The sequence below is a fragment of the Pseudarthrobacter sp. J47 genome, from assembly GCF_049810315.1.
GTDB lineage: Bacteria > Actinomycetota > Actinomycetes > Actinomycetales > Micrococcaceae > Arthrobacter.
This window is the reverse complement of the sequence record NZ_CP187358.1, coordinates 1,688,065-1,709,292: the sequence shown is the minus strand read 5'-3', so window position 1 is coordinate 1,709,292 and position 21,228 is coordinate 1,688,065. Positions and strand designations below refer to the sequence as shown.

Genomic DNA, 21,228 nt, shown 5'->3' with positions numbered 1-21,228 from the left:
TCTGGTGCTTCGGTTGAGTTGACTTCGAGGTGAACTTCCAGGCGCTGTGCGATGCCTACAGAACGGCGATCGCGCGGTCGGTCGGTGCCACCGGTGCGGGCAGGATGGTGCTGCCCATCAGGAACTGGTCGACGGCGGCCGCGCACGCACGGCCCTCGGCGATGGCCCACACAATGAGGGACTGTCCACGGCCGGCATCGCCGGCAACAAACACGCCTTCGGTATTGGTCATGTACGAACCATCCCGCGCCACGTTGCCGCGGCCGTCGAATTCCGCACTGACCTGCTCGGTGATGCCCGCAGGCTCAGCGCCGGTGAAGCCCAGGGACAGGAACACCAGGTCCGCGGGAATCACCCGCTCGGTTCCGGCCTTGGGCAGGCGCTTGCCGTCCACGAATTCCGTTTCGGCCACCTTGACGCCGGTCAGCTTGCCGTCCTCGCCCACGAACTCGACGGTGGAGGCCAGGTAGGTCCGCTCGCCGCCTTCTTCATGGGCGCTTGCCACCTCAAAGAGCGTGGGGAACGTGGGCCACGGCTGGTGGGCGGCACGCTCGGCCGGCGGCTGCTTGCCGATGGCCAGGGTGGTCACCGACGCAGCCTGCTGCCGGTGTGCGGTACCGATGCAGTCAGCGCCGGTGTCGCCGCCGCCGAGGATCACTACATGCTTGCCGCGGGCGTCGATCTGGTCCGGGATGGCCTCGCCGGCCACCACGCGGTTTGCCGGAACAAGGTAATCCATGGCGAAGTGGACGCCGTCCAGGTCGCGTCCGGGGATGGGCAGGTCGCGGGGAACCGTGGCACCGGTGCACACCACAACGGCGTCATACCGGCGGCGCAGCTGCTCCCAGGTCACGTCCGTGCCAACGGCGACGCCGGTCCGGAAGCGGGTGCCTTCGGCCTTCATCTGCGAGACGCGGCGGTCCACCTGCTCCTTTTCCATCTTGAAATCGGGGATGCCGTAACGGAGCAGGCCACCGATTTTGTCGTCACGTTCGTAGACGGCAACGGTGTGGCCAACGCGGGTGAGCTGCTGGGCCACGGCCAGTCCTGCCGGGCCGGAACCCACCACCGCAACGGTCTTGCCGGTCAGGCGTGCCGGCGGCAGCGGGTTAACCCAGCCCTTGTCCCAGGCCTCGTCAATGATGGAGACCTCAACCTGCTTGATGGTCACCGCAGGCTGGTTGATCCCCAGCACGCAGGACGCTTCGCAGGGCGCCGGGCACAGGCGGCCCGTGAACTCGGGAAAGTTGTTCGTGGCGTGCAGCCGCTCGATGGCTTCGTGGCCCTTGTCGCGCCATACCAGGTCATTCCATTCGGGAATCAGGTTGCCCAGCGGGCAGCCCTGATGGCAGAACGGAACGCCGCAGTCCATGCAGCGGCCGGCCTGGCTCTTCAGGACACCCTTCTCCTGCGCCTCGTAAACTTCCTTCCAGTCCATGATACGGACGGGAACGGGACGGCGCGGCTGGGTTTCACGCTGACGTACTTTGAGAAATCCGCGTGGATCAGCCACCGGTCACCTCCAGGATTCGAGACCAAACTTCTTCGCCGTCGGGGTCAAGGCCCTCTTCGATGGCGTCAAGCCGTGTTTGCAGTACTGCAGCGTAATCGCGCGGCAGCACCTTGGTTATGCGGGCAACAGTGTCGTCGAAGTTCTCCAACAACTGTGCCGCGAGGGCCGATTCGGTTTCCTCGACGTGCTTGACCAGGAGGCCATGCACAATGTCGCGGTCCTCGGCGTCGAGTTCGCGCAGCTGCAGTTCCCCGGACTGCAGGGCGTCCTTGTTGACCTTGGTTTCCTGCAGGTCCAGGACGTAGGCGGTACCGCCGGACATACCGGCGCCGAAGTTCCGGCCGGTGCGTCCGATGATCAGCGTCTGGCCACCCGTCATGTATTCGCAGCCGTGGTCACCAATGCCTTCGACGACGGCCGTGGCACCGGAGTTGCGCACCAGGAACCGCTCGCCCACCTGGCCGCGGAGGAAGATCTCGCCGCTGGTGGCACCGTAGCCAATGACGTTGCCGGCAATGACGTTGCTTTCGGCGGCGAAGATGTTGGTGCGGTCCGGGCGTACGATGATCCGGCCGCCGGAGAGGCCCTTACCCACGTAGTCGTTGGAGTCGCCCAGCAGCCGGATGGTGATACCAGCGGGCAGGAAGGCACCCAGCGACTGCCCGGCCGTGCCGTTCAGCGTGATGTCGATGGTGTCGGTCGCCAGCACATCAGTGCCGAACGTCTTGGTCACCACATGACCCAGCATGGTGCCCACCGAACGGTCCGTGTTGATCACGTCCACCTGGATCTTGACCGGGCTGCGGTCCGTCAGGGCTTCGGTGGCCATGCTGATCAGCCGCTGGTCGAAGTGCTTGTCCAGCTCATGGTTCTGGCCGGTCAGGTTCCGCAGCGGGGCGTCGTCGTCGAATTCGAGCCCGTGCAGGATCGGATCCAGGTCCAGGCCCTCGGCCTTCCAGTGGTTGATTGCGTCACGGGTATCCAGCATCTCGGCGTGGCCGATTGCCTCTTCGATGCTCCGGAAACCGAGTTCCGCGAGGATTTCGCGGACCTCTTCGGCCAGGAACTCGAAGAAGTTGACCACAAATTCGGGCTTGCCGTTGAACCGTGAACGCAGCTCAGGGTTCTGGGTGGCCACGCCTACAGGGCAGGTATCCAGGTGGCAGACGCGCATCATGATGCAGCCGGAAACCACCAAGGGGGCAGTGGCAAAACCGAACTCCTCGCCACCGAGCAGGGCGGCGATCACCACGTCGCGGCCGGTCTTGAGTTGGCCGTCCACCTGCACCACCACGCGGTCGCGCAGGCCGTTGAGCATCAGCGTCTGCTGTGTCTCTGCCAGGCCCAGTTCCCACGGAACACCTGCGTGCTTGAGGGAGTTCAGCGGGGAGGCGCCGGTGCCGCCGTCATGGCCGGAAACCAGTACGACGTCGGCCTTCGCCTTGGTCACGCCGGACGCCACGGTGCCGATCCCGACTTCCGAGACCAGTTTTACGTGGACACGCGCCGACGGGTTCGCGCGCTTGGCATCGTAGATGAGCTGCGCGAGGTCCTCGATGGAGTAGATGTCGTGGTGCGGAGGCGGTGAAATCAGGCCCACGCCGGGCGTGGAGTGCCGCGTCCGGGCCACCCAGGGGTAGACCTTCTGCGCCATCAGCTGGCCGCCTTCGCCGGGCTTTGCACCCTGCGCCATCTTGATCTGGATATCGTCGGCGTTGCTCAGGTAGAGGCTGGTCACGCCAAAACGACCGGAAGCGATCTGCTTGACAGCGGAACGGCGCTCGGGGTCCAGCAGGCGGTCAACGTCTTCGCCGCCCTCACCGGTGTTGGACTTGCCGCCCAGCCGGTTCATGGCGATCGCCAGGGTCTCGTGGGCTTCCTTGGAGATGGAGCCGTAGCTCATGGCACCCGTGGAGAAGCGCTTGACGATGCTGGAGACCGGCTCGACTTCCTCGAGCGGCACAGCGGGGCGCTGGCCGGTCTTGAACTTGAGCAGGCCGCGGAGGGTCATCAGGTTCTCGGACTGGTCGTCCACTCCCCTGGTGTACGACTTGAAGATGTCGTAGCGGCGCTCCCGCGTGGCGTGCTGCAGGCGGAAAACCGTCTCCGGGTTGAACAGGTGCGGTTCGCCGTCACGGCGCCACTGGTATTCGCCACCGGTCATCAGGGACTGGTGGGGCTGTTCGATGCCGTCTTCCGGGTAAGCCATCCGGTGCCGGGCAAGGACTTCGGCGGCGATGACATCCAGGCCGACGCCGCCCAACTGGGAGTGGGTGCCGGAGAAGAATTCGTCCACGAGTTCCTGGCCGAGGCCCAGCGCTTCAAACGTCTGGGCACCGGTGTAGGAGGCAACCGTGGAGATGCCCATCTTGGACATGATCTTCAGGACGCCCTTGCCGAGGCCCTTGATCAGGTTGTAGACGCCATCCTGCGGGGTCACGCCCGTGACATCGCCGGAGGTGATGAGCTGCTCCACGGATTCCATGGCCAGGTACGGGTTCACGGCGGAAGCGCCGTAGCCGATCAGCACAGCCACGTGGTGCGTCTCGCGGACATCGCCGGCCTCGACCACCAGGGCGGTCTTGGTGCGGTTGGCGCTGCGCAGCAGGTGGTGGTGCACGGCGCTGACCAGAAGCAGCGACGGGATGGGTGCCCACTGGGCACTGGAATCGCGGTCCGAGAGGACGATGTACTGCACGCCGCGGTTGATCGCCCCGGAGACCTGCTCGCAGATCTCGGTGAGCCGGGCACGCAGTGCGTTCTCCCCGCCTTCCGGACGGTAAAGCCCGCGGACCTTCATGGCCACGCGGTCGCCGTCGGCGTTTTCGATATTCGCGATCTTGGCCAGCTGGTCGTTGTTGATCACCGGGAACGGCAGCGACACCTGGGGCTGGCGCACCTGATTGGTATCAAGGAGGTTTCCGTTGGGGCCGATGGCGCACGTCAGGGACGTGACCAGTTCCTCGCGGATGGCGTCCAGCGGCGGGTTGGTGACCTGCGCGAAGGACTGCACGAAGTAGTCAAAGAGCAGCCTGGGCCGCTTGGACAGCACGGCAACGGGAGTATCCGAACCCATGGCGCCCAGCGGTTCAGCGCCGGTGCGGGCCATGGGGCCCAGCAGGATGCGCAGCTCTTCGGTGGTGTAGCCGAACGTGCGCTGGCGGATGTTCACCGACGCAGCCGTGTGGACCACGTGCTCGCGCTCCGGAAGGTCCTTGAGGTCGATCAGGTTCTCCGCAACCCAGTCTGCCCAGGGGTTCGCCGCAGCGACCTCGGCCTTGACCTCGGCGTCAGAGATGATGCGGCCGGCGTCGGTGTCCACCAGGAACATCCGGCCCGGGGAAACACGGCCCTTCTTGACCACCTTGGAGGGTTCGACCTCGATCACGCCAACCTCGGAGGCGAAAACGATCAGGCCGTCTTCGGTGATCCAGTACCGGCCCGGGCGCAGCCCGTTGCGGTCCAGCGTGGCACCCACCAGGTTGCCGTCTGTGAAGGAGACTGCGGCGGGACCGTCCCACGGCTCCATGAGCAGGGAGTGGTATTCGTAGAACGCCCGGCGGGCCGGATCCATGGTGGCGTGGTTTTCCCAGGCCTCAGGGATCATCATCATGATTGCGTGCGTGATGGGCCGGCCGGAGAGCCACAGGAGCTCGGCAACCTCGTCGAAGGACGCCGAGTCCGAAGCACCCGGAGTGCAGATGGGGAACAGTTCCTCGGGGGAATCCCCCAGCAGCGGGCTGGAGAGCTGGGACTGGCGGGCACGCATCCAGTTCCGGTTGCCCTTGACGGTGTTGATCTCGCCGTTGTGGGCAATGGTGCGGAACGGCTGGGCCAGCGGCCAGGACGGGAACGTGTTGGTGGAGAAGCGCGAGTGGACAATGGCCAGTTTGGTCTTGAAGCGCTTGTCTGACAGATCCGGGTAGAACGGCTCCAGCTGGGCCGTGGTCAGCATGCCCTTGTACACGATGGTGCGCGAGGACAGCGACGGGAAGTAGACGCCGTACTTGTTCTGGGCGCGCTTGCGGACCCGCCAGGCCTTGGCGTCGAGGTCGTTGCGTTCCAGGTGCTCCCCTGTTGCAGAAGCGAGGAACGGCTGCGAGAAGTAGGGCATGCAGGCGCGGGCCATGGCGCCAACGAGATCGGCGACCACTGGTACTTCGCGCCAGCCCAGGACCGTCAGTCCTTCGTCAGCGGCGAGGCTTTCGATTCCGGCCTTCGCGGCCTCAGCCTCACGGGATTCTGCGGGCAGGAACGCGGTGCCTGCGGCGTACTGGCCGGCGGCCGGGAGCTCAAACTCGGTGACGGCACGGAAGAACTCGTCCGGGATCTGCATCAGGAGGCCGGCGCCATCGCCGGTGCCTTCGTCAGCGCCCACGGCGCCGCGGTGTTCAAGGTTGCGCAGGGCAGTAAGGGCGGCCTCAACGATGTCGTAGCCGGGCTCGCCGCGGAGCGTGGCGATGATGGCCAGGCCGCAGGCGTCCTTCTCCTTGTCCGGGTTGTAAAGACCCGACGCCTCGGGAAGTGCCGCAAAGCGCTTGAACGGCGACATGGCAGCCTGTGGCTGGGCTGGTTCAGACCAGCTGGGGCCGTGAAGAGTTTGGGTCATGGGAGACGTCCTTCCTCCTGATCGTGCGTATGGAAGGGACAACGTTGGCCCCACTTAGAGCGCCTATATGGGGGCACAACAAGTGTTAGTTACTCGAAATTGTAGGCCAGGCAGCCCTGCGCAACGACACGTTACGCGGATCACCTGACCCAGGGTCCCGCCGTCGGCTTGTCTAAGCTTCCGGGCATGGCCCCTGCTGCCACTACGCTGTGGATCGGGTGCTGGCGAGTGATAACTCCGCTGCCCGGTGTGACGGTGCTGGCCTACTTGGTACGGTCAGCGTCCGGCGTGGTCCCGGCGGCGTCATCACGGGCATCCCCCGGTGCCGGTGCTGCAGGCTTCGGTTCCCCTTCCGTGGTTTCGGAAGGCACGCCTGTGCCGCTTTGGTTATCTGGGAGATTACCACGCTGCTGTGTGTCTGGGGCAACAGCTTCCGTATCGCGGACCGGTTCTCCGGTTGTGACCGGCTCCCGTCCCGGAAGGTATACCGTGTCCGGATCCGGGCGTTTGCGGTAGCGAAGTGCCACAAAAATGACCAGGGCAGCCAGGAAAACGACGATGCTGGTCCAGACGTTCAGCCTGGTGGTGATCCCGAAGAGAGTGACCTGTTCGGCGTCATCGATCCGCATGGCCTCGATCCATACCCGGCCCAGTGTGTAGTACACGGCGTACAGCCAGAACAGCCGGCCGTGGCGGAAGGCGAAGCGGCGGTCAAGTGCCAGCAGGAGGACGACGCCGGCAATGTTCCACAGCGATTCGTAAAGGAACGTGGGGTGGAACAGCGTGTCTGCTGCCATGCCGGCGGGGAAGTTTGCGTTGTCGGCATCAACCTGCAGGCCCCACGGAAGCGTGGTGGGGCCGCCGAACAGTTCCTGGTTGAAGTAGTTGCCCCAGCGGCCCAGCGCCTGTGCAAGCAGCAGCCCGGGGGCAGCTGCGTCCAGGAAGGCGGGGAGCCGGACGCCGGCGCGCCGGCAGCCGATCCAGGCACCCACCACACCGAGCACCACGGCACCCCAGATGCCCAGGCCGCCGCGCCAGATCTGCGGAATCAGCGAGAGGTCACCGGTCCCGTCAAAGCCGGGGCCGAAGTACGCGTCCGGGGATGACACCACGTGGTAGAGCCGCCCGCCGATGATGCCGAACGGGATGGCCCAGATGACGATGTCCCAGATGCTGCCCTCGGGTCCGCCGCGGCGGGACCAGCGGCGGGACGTAAGCCACAGGCCGGCCACGATGCCGGCGAGGATGCACAAGGCATAGGCGTGGATCCGAAGAGACCCCCACGGCAGCGGAATGTCGAAGCCGGACCAGTCCGGGCTGGGGATGCTGGCCGGAAGCATCGATGCTGCAAGCTGGAGGGTCTGCATGGTTTAAGCCTCTTCCCGGCTGAGTCCTGTGCTGAGTTCCTTGGTCAGTGTTGCCACAGCATCCACGCCGCCGTCGCGGATGGCAGCCACCAGGGCCGTACCCACGATCACGCCATCCGCGTAGGCGCCAATTTCGCGCACGTGGCCGGCGTTTGAGACGCCCAGGCCAACGCAAACGCGCTCGGCGCCCGCAGCGTGGGTATCTGCAACCAGCTGTTCCGCGCTGCTGCTCACGTCCTGGCGGGTTCCGGTGACGCCCATGATGGAGACGGCGTACACAAACCCACGGCTGGCTTCAACTGTCTTGGAGAGGCGCTCCGGCGTAGAGGACGGCGCCACCAGGAAGACCCGGTCCAAGCCGTACTTGTCCGAGGCCTCAAACCACTCCGAGGCTTCGTCCGGGATGAGGTCCGGCGTAATCAGGCCCGCGCCGCCGGCTTCCGCCAGGCGGCGGGCGAACTCGTCCACGCCCATACGGACCACCGGGTTCCAGTAGGTCATCACCAGGACGGCGACGTCCGTGGCCGAGGTGATTCCACGGACCACATCGAACACGCTGGAAACCCGGAAGCCATTGGCAATCGCCTCGGTGGTGGCGGCCTGGATGACCGGACCGTCCATCACGGGATCGGAGTACGGAATACCGATCTCGATGAGGTCGGCGCCGTTGTTCGCCATGGCAATGCCGGCGTCGATGGTGGCCTGGACGTCCGGGTACCCGGCGGGGAGGTAACACACCAGGGCTGCCCGGCCGGCGTCGCGCGCCTTGTCGATCGCAACGGCGGACTTGCTCACAGTCTGTTCAGTCATCAGTTGTGGTCCTTGCTGCTGGTGCTGGCGGGAGTGGATTCGGGCACGGCTTCGGTCTCTGCGCGGTCCGTGGGGGTCTTGGGCTTCCGGGTGGACAGGTTGGTCCCCTTGACCTTGCCTTCCTCATCCAGCATGTCGAACCATTCGGCGGCGGTCTCCACGTCCTTGTCGCCCCGGCCGGACAGGTTCACGATGACCACTGTCTCTGCCGGGTCCGCCTTGCCCTCGGTGAGCCGCTGGCCCACCTTGATGGCTCCGGCCAGCGCGTGTGAGGACTCGATGGCTGGAATGATGCCTTCGGTCCGGCACAGCAGCTTGAAGGCGTCCATCGCCTCAGCGTCGGTAATGGGCTCGTAGGTAGCCCGCCCGATGTCCGCGAGGTAGGCGTGCTCCGGACCGACGCCCGGGTAGTCCAGGCCGGCGGAAATTGAGTGCGACTCGATGGTCTGGCCGTCGTCGTCCTGCATCAGGTAGGAGCGGGCGCCGTGCAGCACGCCGGGCTTGCCCAGGGTGATGGTGGCAGCGTGGCGGCCGGTTTCGACGCCGTCCCCACCTGCTTCGAAGCCGTAGATCTTCACGGACGGGTCATCCAGGAAGCCATGGAAAATGCCGATGGCGTTGGAACCGCCGCCGATGCACGCACAAACAGCGTCCGGCAGCTTGCCGGTCTGCTCCAGGATCTGGGCGCGGGCTTCCTCGCCAATGACTTCGTGGAAGAAGCGCACCATGGCCGGGAACGGGTGGGCCCCGGCAGCGGTGCCCAGAAGGTAGTGCGTGGTGTCAACGTTGGCCACCCAGTCCCGGAGGGCATCGTTGATGGCATCCTTGAGCGTCTGGGATCCGTTGACCACCGGGACCACCGTGGCACCCAGCAGCTGCATGCGTGCAACGTTCAGCGCCTGGCGGCGGGCATCCTCGGCACCCATGTAGACCACGCATTCCAGGCCCAGCAGGGCGGCAGCGGTGGCACTGGCGACGCCGTGCTGTCCGGCACCGGTTTCGGCGATGATCCGGGTCTTGCCCATGCGCTTGGCCAGGAGCGCCTGCCCCAGCACGTTGTTGATCTTGTGCGAACCGGTGTGGTTGAGGTCTTCGCGCTTGAGGAAGATCCGGGCGCCGCCGGCGTGCTCGGAGAAGCGCTTGGCCTCGGTCAGCAGGGACGGGCGGCCCGAGTAGTTCTTGTTCAGCTCGGCAATCTGCGCCAGGAAGTCCGGATCGGCCTTGGCCTTGTCGAAGGTGTCTTCAAGCTCGTCCAGGGCGGCGATCAGCGATTCGGGCATCCATCGGCCACCGTAGCTGCCGAAGTAGGGCCCGGGCGCGCTCTTGAGCGAAGCCCGGCCCTGCAAGAAGTCTTCCACTGCGTCGTTGCCAGCGTTTCCTGAGGATGCATCAACCATCAGTCTCACCGTCCTGTTCCAGTTGATCGTAAGAAAAAATGTAGAGGCCGCGGGCGCTTTGAAGGACCCGCTGCCTGTGGGTATGCGGCTGGGCCGCGGTCCCGGGGCAGGTTCAGGCGCGGGCCGCGATGGCCGCTGCACCTGCACTGGAGAACTCCGCAATGCGCTCGCGCGGAGTTGCGTCGCTGACCAGCGCCTCCCCCACCAGGATGGCGTTGGCCCCGTTGGCCGCGTAGTGCCGCACATCATCAGCGTCGCGGACGCCGGATTCGGCAACCACCACTGCGCCGGCCGGAATCGATCCCGCCAGGGAGGCAAAAACTGAACGGTCGACGTCGAGCGTCTTCAGGTTCCGCACGTTCACGCCAATGATGCGGGCCTCCGCAGCAACGGCGCGCTCGATCTCCTCCGGCGTGTGCGTCTCCACCAGGACGTTCATGCCCAGCTGGTGGCTCAGCGCGCTGAACTCCTGGAGCTGCGCGTCGGAGAGCGACGCGACAATCAGCAGGACGAGGTCCGCGCCGTGGGCACGGGCCTCCCAGATCTGGTACTCATCCAGCGTGAAGTCCTTGCGCAGCAGCGGAACATCAACACTGGCGCGCACGGCATCCAGGTCCGCCAGGGAGCCGTGGAAGCGCCGCTGCTCGGTGAGGACACTGATGACGGAAGCACCGCCGTCGGCATACTGCACAGCCAACGACGCCGGATCCGAGATAGCGGCCAGCGCACCTTTTGAGGGGCTGCTGCGCTTGATCTCGGCAATCACGCGGAGCTCGTTGCGGACCTCCAGCGGACCGCCCAGGGCGGCCCAGGCGTCACGGGCAGGAGCAGCAGCCGCCGCCCGGTCCTTCAGTTCAGCCAGCGATACCAGGCGCTGCCTGGCTTCCATATCCTCCCTGACACCGGCATTGATGTCATCGAGAACGGTGGCCATCAGTGGCCGGAGTTCTTCAGCTTGCTGCCGTTCACGCCGTAACCGGCTTTGCGCATGATGTAGCCAACGATCAGGCCAACGAACATGATGACGATGCCGGCAACGAAGATGGGGGTGTTGGCGATCACGAACGCGATCGAGGACACCAGGCCGCCGGCAAGCATGATGAAAACGCAGGTCCAGGCCGCCGGGCTGTTACCGTGGCCGATTTCAACGCTGTGGTCAACGCCGTGAACCGTCTTGGCGGACTGGTTGCTGGTGGACGCGGAAACAGGGGCTTTGCTCATGGAAAATCTCCTCAGGATGAATACTGCTTACATTCTGCCATTTTTTGGGCCGTGCCATGTGACCGGCCGTGCTGCATGACCGCTCGCGTAACGGGCGGGGTCGACGCGCCTCAGGTGGGATCGTCGCCGCGGGACAACCTGTCCCAGGTGTCAATCTCATCGACCGGACCGGATGCCGCAGCACCCGGGGTGGCCTTTGCGTCAAAACGTGTGCGCGTCTTCCAATACCGTCCGGCAGGAACGAGCAGGAGGGCCACGCATCCCAGCAGCACGCCGGCCATCATGGACAGCACCGGGAACACCGTCGTGGCCACGTCGGCAGGACCTCCGGACACTCCGGTTGCCTCGGCGATGGCGCCCTGGGCAGCAGCCAGCGGGTCCGCCGTGACCGTGGCGGCCGCTGCGACGATACCGGCGGCGCCGAGGACGATCAGGATCATGATGACCCAGCGGGCAACCCGCCCCGCAATGGAGGCGGCGATTCCGCCGGCCAGTGCCACGAGGGCCAACGCCGTTACGGCCGTAGCGGCCTTGTTGCCAGGCACTGCGAGTTCCGAGCCGGAACCCTGGCCCAGCTGTCCGGGGTCAAGGTGGACGGTCAGCCAGGTCTGCGTGGTTGTGCCGAAGGCAGCCAGCGCCAGGACAGTGATGGCAAGGACCAGCAAGGGCCGGCGGGCCCATCGCGGCGTAACAGGGGCGATGCCGGAACCGGTGCCAGGCACTACTGCGCCGCCTGGATGTCTGTTGCTCCCCGCGCTTCAGCCGTGGCCGGGTCCTGGACAACCACCGATTCCGCGGTGATGTCATGCAGCGAACCGGCCGTATGCACGGCACGAAGCGGGGCAGCTGCCTTGTTCACGGTTTCGAGGGCCTCAGCCGGGTTGCTGGAATCGGCCACGATGCCACCGCCGGCCTGCACGTAGGCACGGCCCTCCCGCAGCAGCGCGGACCGGATGGCAATGGCCATGTCCATGTCCCCCGCGAAGTCCAGGTACCCGACGACGCCGCCGTAGATCCCGCGGCGGTGCGGTTCCAGCTCGTCCAGCAGCCGGAGCGCGCGGGGCTTGGGAGCCCCGGAGAGCGTGCCGGCCGGGAAGGTGGCTTTCAGGACGTCATAGGCGCTTGCCCCCGGCGCGAGCTTGCCCACCACCGTGGACACAAGGTGCATGATGTGGCTGAAGCGTTCAACTTCCATAAACTGCGAAACGTCGACGCTTCCTGCGACGCAGACCTTGGACAGGTCATTGCGGGAAAGGTCAACCAGCATCAGGTGCTCGGCGCGTTCCTTCTGGTCCGCCAGCAGTTCCTCCGCCATGGCCTTGTCTGCCTCGACCGACTTGCCACGCGGCCGGGATCCGGCAATGGGGTGGGTGATGACGTCGTCGCCCGTTACGGTGACCAGTGCCTCCGGCGAGGAGCCCACGATCGAGTACTCACGTCCGTCGGCATCGGCCAGGCTGAAGATGTACATGTAGGGGCTGGGGTTAGTGTTGCGCAGGACGCGGTAGACGTCCAGCGGGGACGCGCCGCACTCCATTTCGAAGCGCCGCGAGATCACCACCTGGAACACTTCGCCGTCCACGATCGCTTCCTTGCCCCGATCCAGTGCGGCAAGGTACTCGTTCTCGTCCCAGCGTTCCTGCACGCTGGCGGCAAAATCCGGACCCGTGGTGTCCAGCACGGAAACCGGCTGGCGGACAGGCTCCGCCACGCGTTCCAGCAGGGACCTGATCCGCTTGACGGCGTCATGCCAGGCGTCGTCCACGCGTTCTGAGGTGTCGTCAAAATTGATCGCGTTGGCGATCAGCATGACGGTGCCATCCACGTTGTCGTGGACGGCCATGTCCGTCACCAGGTTCAGCGCCAGCTCCGGCAGGTGGAGGTCGTCCTCGGGAGGACTGGTGAGCCGCTCCCAGTGCCGCACGGACTCCCAGCCGATGAAACCGACCATTCCGGAGGTGAAGGGCGGCAGGCCCTCGAACCGTTCGGTCTGGAGTGCCGCAATGGTGTCCCGCACGGCCTCCACGGGGTTGCCGTCCAGCGGGACGCCCGCGGGTGGCTGGCCCAGCCAGTGGGCGTTGCCGTCCTTGGTGGTCAGCGTGGCCCGGGACTTCGCACCAATAAACGAATAGCGTGACCAGGCGCCGCCCACGGCCGCGGACTCCATCAGGAAGGTGCCGGGCTGGCCCTGTGCCAGCTTCCGGTAGAGGCCGATCGGAGTTTCAGCGTCCGCCAGGACCTTCAGGTGGACGGGGATGACCCGCCGGGTGGCAGCAAGTTCACGGAACTCCTCCAGTCCCGGGCTGATGATTCCAAGGTCCTGCATAGCTCTGCTTTCCGCCTGTTCTTTGTGCTGCTGTTCAAAGGTTCCGCTCGACGGCGGCCTACGAGGGTCAGGTTGCCCGGCTCAGTTGCGCTGGCCGGCGGTTGCGCCGAGGTCCCTGCCGTCGAAGCAGGTCCTGGTGCCCGTGTGGCATGCGGCCCCGACCTGGTCCACCCGGACCAGAAGGGCGTCGCCGTCGCAGTCAAGGGCTACCGACTTGACCCACTGGACGTGGCCTGACGTGTCTCCCTTGCGCCAGTACTCCTGGCGGGAGCGTGAATAGAACGTCACCCGGCCGCTGGTCAGCGTGCGGCTCAGGGCCTCGTCATCCATCCATCCCAGCATCAGGACTTCGTTGGTGTCGAACTGCTGGACAATCGCGGCAACAAGGCCTGCGGAGTCCCGCTTTAGGGCGTCCGAAATTTCAACCGGAAGGGCACCGGGCAAGGTGCCGCCGGGAAGATTGCTGGGGGCGGGCTGCTCTGACATCAGCTCAAGTCTAGTGCCTTGTTGTGCACCGCCTGCCGCTGCGCAACTTCGCCGCTCTCGTGCTAGTTTCACAAGTGATGCATTTCGTCGACCCGTCCCGAGAAGTCCTTGCCGAAACCCTCCTGGCGGCCGGACCTGACTCCCCCACGCTCTGCGCCGGGTGGCAGACCAGGGACCTGGCCGCCCACCTGTACCTTCGCGAACGCAAAATCGCCGTTGGACTGGGCCTGATTTTCAAGGGACTGGCCAAGGCCTCGGAGACAGCAACAGCCAAGCTGGCAGACGAATCGGCCTCTGTTGCGGCCTACACGCGACTGGTCAACAGCTTCCGCGCCGGCCCTCCCGCGCTGTCTCCGCTGAACATCAAGGCGCTGGACGAAAGCTCCAACCTGATCGAGTACTTCGTGCACACCGAAGACGTCAGGCGCGCCGTGGACCGGTGGGCTCCCCGGGCCCTCGACGAAGCGTATTCGGACGCACTCTGGGCCGAACTGATCAAGCGCGCCGCCATCCTCTACCGCGGCGTGGACCTCGGCATCGTGCTGGTCCGCCCGTCCGGTCCCCGGCACGTGGCCAAGCGCGCCCCCGTGTCCGTTGCCATCGTTGGTGAACCCGGTGAGCTGTTGATGCACGCACACGGCCGCACCCGGCACGCCCTGGTCACCTTCGAAGGCCAGCCGGACGCCGTAGCGCTGCTGCAGTCAGCAGAAGTAGGGCTCTAACCACCGGTGATCGAGCCTGTCGAGATCCAGGTTCGACGGTTTCGACGGGCTCAACCACCGGGTTTCGACAGGCTCAACCACCGCGCTAACGGACTTCGAAGCCTGCCGTCCGGATGGCGTCCTTGACCTGGGACATCATGTTGTCCGGGCCCCAGTGGAAAATCGACGCCGCCAGTACGGCATCCGCGCCGGCTTCCACCGCGGGCGGGAAGTGGGCGGGTTCCCCGGCCCCACCGGAGGCGATAATGGGCACCTTTACCGCAGCGCGCACCAGGCGGATCAGTTCCAGGTCGAAGCCGTCCTTGGTGCCGTCCGCATCAATGGAATTCAGGAGGATCTCCCCCACGCCCCTGTCAGCGGCCTCGCGTGCCCAGGCAACGGCGTCGATCCCGGTCCCCTGCCGGCCGCCGTGGGTGGTGACCTCGAAACCGGACGCCGTGGGCTCGGAACCCGGACGCGTGCGGCGGGCGTCAACGGACAGCACCAGGACCTGGGAACCGAAGTGCCTGCTGATTTCGTCGATGACGTCCGGCCGGGCCACGGCCGCGGTGTTGATGGAGGCCTTGTCCGCACCGAAGCGCAGCAGCTTGTCCACCTCGGCCACGCCGCGGACACCGCCGCCCACCGTCAGGGGAATGAAGACTTCCTCTGCGGTGCGGCGTACGACGTCGAAAGTGGTTTCCCGGTTGCCCGAGGACGCTGTGACATCCAGGAACGTCAGTTCGTCCGCACCGGCGTTGTCATAGCGGTGTGCCAGCTCAACGGGATCCCCGGCATCGCGGAGGCCCTCGAAGTTGATGCCCTTCACAACGCGGCCGGCGTCAACGTCCAGGCAGGGAATGACGCGTACGGCTACAGCCATGTGCTTCTCCTTGAAGTCAGCGGGAAGTCGGTGATCAGATCCGGCAGGCGTGGATGCTGCTGACCAGGATGGCGCGGGCGCCAAGATCGTAGAGCTCGTCCATGATGCGGTTGGTTTCCCGCTTGGGAACCATGGAGCGCACGGCAACCCATTCGGAGTCCCGCAGCGGGGAAACGGTAGGCGATTCCAGGCCGGGCGTCAGGGAAGCTGCCTGCTCCACCAGGTCCTTGCGGATGTCGTAATCCATCAGCACGTACTGGCGCGCCACCAGCACACCCTGCAGGCGGCGGATCAGCACCTCGATTTCCTTGACGGTGCCGTTGGCGGCCCCGCCCTGGCCCGTGCGCCTGATGAGGACGGCCTCAGATTTCAGGATGGGCTCGCCGAAGATTTCCATCCCGGCTGCCTTGAGCGTGTTTCCGGTTTCCACCACGTCCGCAATGGCATCTGCGACGCCGAGGCGCACCGAGGATTCCACCGCGCCATCCAGCCGGACCACCTGGGCGTTGATGCCGCGCTCGGCGAGGTAACCACGCAGCAGCCCGTCATAGCTGGTGGCCAGCCGCTTGCCTTCAAGCTGTTCGACGCCGGCGAAGTCGCCCACCGGTCCAGCGAACCGGAAGGTGGAAGCGGCAAAGCCCAGGGGAAGCAGTTCCTCTGCCTCCACCTCGGCGTCCAGCAGGAGGTCGCGGCCGGTGATGCCGACGTCGAGCGTTCCACGCCCTACGTACACGGCGATGTCACGGGGGCGGAGGAAGAAGAACTCGATCTCGTTGTCCGGGTCAACCATCACCAGCTCGCGGCTGTCGCGGCGTTGGCGGTAGCCGGCCTCGGACAGCATGGCGGAGGCGGCTTCGGACAGGGAACCTTTATTGGGGACTGCTACGCGCAGCATGGGGTGCTCTTTTCGTTCAGGCGTTTATCAGGGGCAAATGTGGCCACTCGATGGCAGCGCAAGCCAAGGGGGTGCGCGTGCCGGGGTGGCTACAGATGCTTGTAAACGTCTTCCAGGGTGAGGCCCTTGGCGATCATCAGAACCTGCAGGTGATACAGGAGCTGGGAGATTTCCTCGGCAGCGGCGGCATCGGATTCGTACTCGGCAGCCATCCAGACTTCGGCTGCTTCCTCCACGACTTTCTTGCCGATGCCGTGGACGCCGGAATCCAATTCAGCGACGGTGCGGGAGCCCTCCGGGCGGGAGGCTGCCTTCTCACTCAGTTCAGCGAACAGCGACTCGAAATTCTTCACGCCCTCAAGACTACTTGGTACGGCGCCGGCCACGCCTGTCCGGACCCAGCATGACGTCCCCGTTGTGATGGACGGCACACCGGACCCGGGAAAGCCGGTTATCCGAACGGCTGCAGCAGGACGGCCGTGGCCAGCGCCGCAGTCACTGCCTCGTGGCCCTTGTCCTCGGAAGAACCCGGCAGTCCAGCCCGGTCCAATCCCTGCTGCTCGGTGTCACAGGTCAGGACGCCGAACCCAACCGGCACTCCGGTGTTGACGCTGACGTCGGTGAGTCCCGCCGTCGCCGCCTGGCACACGTATTCGAAGTGCGGGGTACCGCCGCGGATCACCACGCCCAGTGCCACTACTGCGTCAAAGTGCGGTGCCAGCCGTGCAGCAGCAACGGGCAGCTCGAAGGCGCCGGGCACCCGGAAGACCGACGGTTCACTGATTCCGGCCTCACCGGCTGCGCGGAGGGCGCCGTCCAGGAGGCCGTCCATGATCTCGGTGTGCCAGCTCGCGGCGATGATCGCCAGCTTCAGCCGGGACGTGGCTTCCTGGTCGAAGGTGCTGAGGTCGATAGTGGGTGCGCCGTGGCCGCTCATGCGTGATCCTTGCTGTTGGGACGTATCTGGGGTGTGGTGTTGCGTGACTGCGGGCCGGATTAACGGCCAGGTCAGTCCTGTTCGTGCTGGTAGGTGGCTGCGGCGGGGTTCGCCACTGCAGCCCCGCCCAGGGTGAGGCGGTGGTCCATGCGGTCTTTTTTGGTCTGCAGGTAACGGATGTTCTGCTCGCGGGAAGGCACCTCGGTAGGAACCATCTCCACCACCGTCACGCCTGCCTGGGCCAGCCGGTTCTTCTTGTCCGGGTTGTTGCTGAGCAGCCGGACTTCCTGCAGGCCCATTTCCGCTAGGATCTGGGCGGCGGCGTTGTAATGCCGGGCGTCCACGGGAAGGCCCAGCTGCTGGTTGGCCTCCACCGTATCGAAGCCGGCCTCCTGCAACGCGTAGGCCTTGATCTTGTTGGCCAGCCCGATGCCCCGGCCTTCCTGGCCGCGGAGGTAAAGCAGCGTGCCGCCCTGCTTCTGGATCAGCTCCAGCGCATACGCCAGCTGTTCACCGCAGTCGCAGCGGTACGAGCCGAAGACGTCACCGGTCAGGCACTCGGAGTGGAGCCGCACCAGCGGCGCCTTCCCGTCAGACGGTGGAAGGGGTGAGCTGACGGCAAGATGTTCGACGCCGGATTCCAGGTCAGTCCATGCCTGGGCCACGAACGTGCCGAACTCGGAAGGCAGCTGGACCACCGGTCCACCCATTACAGGGTGCAGTCCTGCTGTACCGGCCTGCGCCGCTGAGTCGGCCGCTACGGCTTCATTGCCATCGGACGCTGTACCCCTGGTACCGGAAACCGTCATTTTTTCTCCTCTTCCTCCACCGGAGATCCGTCCAATGCTTCCTCGGAGCCATCGGACAGGCCATCTGGTGCCTCTGCCTGGTAGGTACCCTCCAGGTACGCTGCCAAACCTTCAATCGAAATCAGTGGGCAGCCGTGCTCGTCCGCAAAGGCGCGCAGGCCGTCCAGGCGCATCATTTCGCCGTCGTCGTACACTACTTCAGCAATCACACCCACCGGTTCAAGCCCGGCGAGCCGGCACAGGTCCACGGCTGCTTCGGTGTGGCCCGGACGGGCCCGTACTCCCCCGTCAACTGCGCGAAGCGGGAAAATATGCCCCGGGCGGGTCACGTCCGCGGGCACGCTGCTGGAATCCGCCAGGACCCTGGCCGTCAGTGCCCGGTCAGTTGCCGATATTCCGGTGCTTACCCCCACGGCTGCGTCGCAGGACACCGTGTAGGCAGTGCCCTTCGCATCCTGGTTGACGGCCACCATGGGTGGCAGGTCCAGCGCGTCAGCGCGCTCGCCGCTCAACGGCACGCAAATGACGCCGGAGGAGTGCCTGATGGTCCAGCCCATCAGTGCCGGCGTGGCATGCTGGGCTGCGAAAATGATGTCGCCTTCGTTTTCGCGGTCCTCGTTGTCCACCACCAGGACAGGGAGTCCAGCCGCCATGGCGCGTACTGCGTCCGCCACTGTGTCAAGCGTGGGCGGGGCCGCCGGGCCGGCGGGAACCACGGCGCTCACTTGGTGCTCCCGGCGACCGGTGCGAAGGCGAGCAGCCGCTCGGTGTACTTGGCCAGCACATCCACCTCGAGGTTGACGCGGCTGCCGGGCGTTTTCCGCCCCAGTCCCGTTTCCGCCAGGGTGATGGGGATCAGCCCCACTTCGAACCAGGGGTCCGGCTCGGCTGCACCGCTGACGGCCGTCACGGTCAGGGAGACGCCGTCAATGGCAATGGATCCCTTTTCCGCGATGTAGCGGGCCAGGTTGGCGGGCACGGCGAACCTCAGGCGGTCCCAGTTGCCCTGTGCTTCGCGCTCCACCAGGTGGCCGACGCCGTCGACGTGGCCCTGCACCACATGGCCATCAAGCCGGCCGCCTGCGGGGACGCAACGCTCAAGGTTGACGGCGTCTCCGGCAGCGAGCTCGCCGATGGTGCTGCGCACCAGCGTTTCGCCCATAACGTCAACGCTGAATTCCTTGCCGTCGATTTCAGTTGCGGTGAGGCATACGCCGTTGACGGCGATGGAGCCGCCCAGCGCCAGGCCCTCAGTGGTGCCCGGGGCGCGCAGCCTGACGACGGCGCTCTGGTCACCGTTGCGTTCGACCGCCAGGACCTCGCCCTGTTCGGCAATAATTCCGGTAAACATCAATTGCCTCCAAAGGCTTCGCCCGCGGCGGCGGGCTGCTGTGTTGTGGTTTGTGGTGTTGTTGTTTGCTGCGTTGTGGTTTGTGGTGCCGCGAAGGGTGTGGCACATTGTGGCCGCAGGTGAAGGCGCAGGTCCCGGCCCAGTTTTTGGACAGCCCCGCCCTGCGCGGGGTCCCAGTCCCAATGCTGGGCCTCTGCCAGGGTGCTGATTCCAAGTCCTGTCAGCGATGCCGTTCCGGAGCCCAGGAGCGTGGGCGCGAGGTACATGATCAACTCGTCCACCAGCCCTGCGGACAGGAACGAACTCAGGATGCTGGAGCCGCCTTCCACCATGACGTGCCGGGCGCCTGCCGCGTAAAGCCCGGCCAGCGCCTCGGCAGGATCCCGGGTTGCCAGGTGCATGTAGAGCCCGTCATGCCCGCGCACTGCAGCATCTTCGGGCACCTCGCGGAGGCCCATGACGGCACGGATGGGCTGCTTGGCGGCCAGTGTCCCGTCCGGCGTACGCGCAGTGAGCCGCGGGTTATCCACCAGGACAGTTCCGGTGCCCACAAGGATGGCGTCGATCCGGCTGCGCAGGCCATGGTTGTCCGCAAGCGACTCAGGGCAGGAAATCCACTGGCTGGTGCCGTCCTCGGCCGCAATCCGGGCATCAAGGGTCTGCGCAATGTGCAGGGTGACGAACGGCCGGTTCCACGCCACTGCCTGGAACCACTGACGGTTCAGGTCCAGTGCGGCTTCGGCCCCCAGGCCACTGCGGACCCGGACCCCTGCGTTGCGCAGGGTCGCGGCTCCGCCGGCGGCGGGATCGTGGGGGTCATCCACCGCATAAACGACGTCGGCGATCCCGGCGTCGATGATGGCCTGCGCGCAGGGTCCCGTGCGTCCACGGTGGTTGCAGGGTTCCAGGGTGACCACCATGGTGGTGCCGTGCAGGTCCACTCCCGTTTCCATGGCCTGGGCGATCGCGTCGGCTTCGGCGTGCGGCGTGCCGGCGCCCCGGTGGTAACCGGTCAGGAGCACCCCTCCGTCGCGGCCGATCACCACGGCACCTACCAGCGGATTTGCTCCACGGGGGCCTTTCGCGGCGGCCTCCAGCGCTGCCCGCATGGCCGATTCCTCGGCGGCTGTGAAAGCGGTCACCGGGGCGGTCATGGTGCCACCCGATCCAGCGGTCCCGGGACCCCAGCAGCTGACGGCGCGGCAGCCCCTGAAGCTACCGTGGATGCGGCAGCCGCCTTCCTCGAAGCCCGCCACCAGACGAAGAAGCCGGCCAGGGTGAAGAAACCATAGAAGAGGTACATCAGTGCGCTGGCGTAGTATCCGGCGCTGAACAGAAGCGGGACGCCAACTATGTCCACGGCAACCCAGATCAGCCAGAACTCGGTCCAGCCGCGCGCCATGCCGTAGGTTGCCAGGAGTGATCCCATAAAGGTCCATGCGTCAGCCCAGACCGGCGGGTAGGATCCCAGCGCATCGAACAGCGGGGTCAGTGCAGCCGTTCCGGCCACCATGGCTGCAACCAGAATGATCCGGGTGCGGGTTCCGGCCCAGCCGGGCGTAATGGCGGCGCCAGCCGCAGTCGCCGCTCCCGAGTGCCGCCGGCTCTCCTGCCAGCGGTGCCAGCCGTACGCGGCAACCGCGATGAACATCACCTGGCGGGACGCCTGTCCCCACAGCGTGGCGGGTGTGGCTGATCCAAACACGTTGCCCAGGAACACTGTCAACAGCAGCAGGTTGCCGGCGATGCCCACCGGCCAGGCCCAGACCTTACGGCGCATGCCACCGAGGGCACTGGCCAGTCCAAAAATGTTTCCCAGCACTTCACGAAGAATCAGGACAGATCCGCCAACCGGAATCTGAGCTTCGAAGAGCCACCGCAAAAGGTCCACGTGTGTGTCGTTCCTTCCCTCTAGAACCGCGA

20 protein-coding genes are annotated in these 21,228 nt (G+C 65.8%); 1 reads left to right on the top strand and 19 read right to left on the bottom strand.

Annotated features, from left to right (window positions below):
* Window positions 1–55 precede the first annotated feature (55 nt).
* From ACPJW8_RS07650 to hisI, 10 genes are all read right to left on the bottom strand, one after another.
* Entirely contained in the window at window positions 56–1,513 is a 1,458-nt protein-coding gene (locus ACPJW8_RS07650) for a glutamate synthase subunit beta (protein ID WP_330188546.1), read from the bottom strand.
* On the bottom strand, window positions 1,506–6,122 hold the full coding sequence (gene gltB / locus ACPJW8_RS07645; RefSeq protein ID WP_330188547.1) for a glutamate synthase large subunit: 4,617 nt from the start codon (window positions 6,120–6,122) through the stop codon (window positions 1,506–1,508). Before gltB ends, ACPJW8_RS07650 begins: the two co-directional genes overlap by 8 nt.
* A gap of 263 nt (window positions 6,123–6,385) precedes the next feature.
* The gene (lgt, locus tag ACPJW8_RS07640) at window positions 6,386–7,489 is read right to left on the bottom strand and encodes a prolipoprotein diacylglyceryl transferase (protein WP_330188548.1); all 1,104 of its coding nucleotides are present in this window, start codon (window positions 7,487–7,489) and stop codon (window positions 6,386–6,388) included.
* A 3-nt stretch (window positions 7,490–7,492) separates the two neighbouring features.
* Complete coding sequence (trpA, locus tag ACPJW8_RS07635; RefSeq protein WP_330188549.1) at window positions 7,493–8,299, bottom strand: tryptophan synthase subunit alpha; 807 nt, start codon at window positions 8,297–8,299, stop codon at window positions 7,493–7,495.
* Window positions 8,299–9,696 (bottom strand): tryptophan synthase subunit beta, encoded by a 1,398-nt coding sequence (gene trpB / locus ACPJW8_RS07630; protein ID WP_330188550.1) that lies wholly within the window; start codon window positions 9,694–9,696, stop codon window positions 8,299–8,301. The genes trpA and trpB overlap by 1 nt, the downstream gene beginning before the upstream one ends.
* Window positions 9,697–9,808: 112 nt before the next feature.
* Window positions 9,809–10,630 (bottom strand): indole-3-glycerol phosphate synthase TrpC, encoded by an 822-nt coding sequence (trpC, locus tag ACPJW8_RS07625; RefSeq protein WP_330188551.1) that lies wholly within the window; start codon window positions 10,628–10,630, stop codon window positions 9,809–9,811.
* Entirely contained in the window at window positions 10,630–10,917 is a 288-nt protein-coding gene (locus tag ACPJW8_RS07620; RefSeq protein WP_330188552.1) for an HGxxPAAW family protein, read from the bottom strand. The genes trpC and ACPJW8_RS07620 overlap by 1 nt, the downstream gene beginning before the upstream one ends.
* A 110-nt stretch (window positions 10,918–11,027) precedes the next feature.
* On the bottom strand, window positions 11,028–11,639 hold the full coding sequence (locus tag ACPJW8_RS07615; RefSeq protein ID WP_330188553.1) for a Trp biosynthesis-associated membrane protein: 612 nt from the start codon (window positions 11,637–11,639) through the stop codon (window positions 11,028–11,030).
* Window positions 11,639–13,243 (bottom strand): anthranilate synthase component I, encoded by a 1,605-nt coding sequence (locus tag ACPJW8_RS07610; RefSeq protein WP_330188554.1) that lies wholly within the window; start codon window positions 13,241–13,243, stop codon window positions 11,639–11,641. Before ACPJW8_RS07610 ends, ACPJW8_RS07615 begins: the two co-directional genes overlap by 1 nt.
* 81 nt (window positions 13,244–13,324) lie before the next feature.
* Window positions 13,325–13,729, bottom strand: a complete 405-nt coding sequence (gene hisI / locus ACPJW8_RS07605) for a phosphoribosyl-AMP cyclohydrolase (protein ID WP_330188555.1) — start codon at window positions 13,727–13,729, stop codon at window positions 13,325–13,327.
* Between the two features lie 77 nt (window positions 13,730–13,806).
* Between hisI and ACPJW8_RS07600 the strand changes: the two genes are divergently transcribed.
* A complete protein-coding gene (locus ACPJW8_RS07600) occupies window positions 13,807–14,451 on the top strand; it encodes a TIGR03085 family metal-binding protein (protein ID WP_330188556.1) in 645 nt (214 codons plus the stop codon).
* Window positions 14,452–14,536: 85 nt separating this feature from the next.
* Here ACPJW8_RS07600 and hisF read toward each other — a convergent pair whose 3' ends face one another.
* The 9 genes from hisF to pnuC form a co-directional block, all read right to left on the bottom strand.
* Window positions 14,537–15,313 (bottom strand): imidazole glycerol phosphate synthase subunit HisF, encoded by a 777-nt coding sequence (hisF, locus tag ACPJW8_RS07595; RefSeq protein WP_330188557.1) that lies wholly within the window; start codon window positions 15,311–15,313, stop codon window positions 14,537–14,539.
* Between the two features lie 34 nt (window positions 15,314–15,347).
* A complete protein-coding gene (gene hisG / locus ACPJW8_RS07590) occupies window positions 15,348–16,208 on the bottom strand; it encodes an ATP phosphoribosyltransferase (RefSeq protein WP_330188558.1) in 861 nt (286 codons plus the stop codon).
* Between the two features lie 89 nt (window positions 16,209–16,297).
* Window positions 16,298–16,561, bottom strand: a complete 264-nt coding sequence (locus ACPJW8_RS07585; RefSeq protein WP_330188559.1) for a phosphoribosyl-ATP diphosphatase — start codon at window positions 16,559–16,561, stop codon at window positions 16,298–16,300.
* Window positions 16,562–16,659: 98 nt separating this feature from the next.
* Window positions 16,660–17,145, bottom strand: coding sequence for a 6,7-dimethyl-8-ribityllumazine synthase (gene ribH / locus ACPJW8_RS07580; protein ID WP_330188560.1), 486 nt, complete (start codon window positions 17,143–17,145; stop codon window positions 16,660–16,662).
* Window positions 17,146–17,216: 71 nt separating this feature from the next.
* A complete protein-coding gene (ribA, locus tag ACPJW8_RS07575) occupies window positions 17,217–17,954 on the bottom strand; it encodes a GTP cyclohydrolase II (RefSeq protein ID WP_425256433.1) in 738 nt (245 codons plus the stop codon).
* Complete coding sequence (gene ribB, locus ACPJW8_RS07570) at window positions 17,951–18,607, bottom strand: 3,4-dihydroxy-2-butanone-4-phosphate synthase (RefSeq protein WP_330188701.1); 657 nt, start codon at window positions 18,605–18,607, stop codon at window positions 17,951–17,953. The genes ribA and ribB overlap by 4 nt, the downstream gene beginning before the upstream one ends.
* A gap of 68 nt (window positions 18,608–18,675) precedes the next feature.
* Complete coding sequence (locus ACPJW8_RS07565; protein WP_330188561.1) at window positions 18,676–19,305, bottom strand: riboflavin synthase; 630 nt, start codon at window positions 19,303–19,305, stop codon at window positions 18,676–18,678.
* A complete protein-coding gene (gene ribD, locus ACPJW8_RS07560) occupies window positions 19,305–20,459 on the bottom strand; it encodes a bifunctional diaminohydroxyphosphoribosylaminopyrimidine deaminase/5-amino-6-(5-phosphoribosylamino)uracil reductase RibD (protein WP_330188562.1) in 1,155 nt (384 codons plus the stop codon). The genes ACPJW8_RS07565 and ribD overlap by 1 nt, the downstream gene beginning before the upstream one ends.
* Window positions 20,456–21,196 (bottom strand): nicotinamide riboside transporter PnuC, encoded by a 741-nt coding sequence (gene pnuC / locus ACPJW8_RS07555; RefSeq protein WP_330188563.1) that lies wholly within the window; start codon window positions 21,194–21,196, stop codon window positions 20,456–20,458. The genes ribD and pnuC overlap by 4 nt, the downstream gene beginning before the upstream one ends.
* Window positions 21,197–21,228 lie beyond the last annotated feature (32 nt).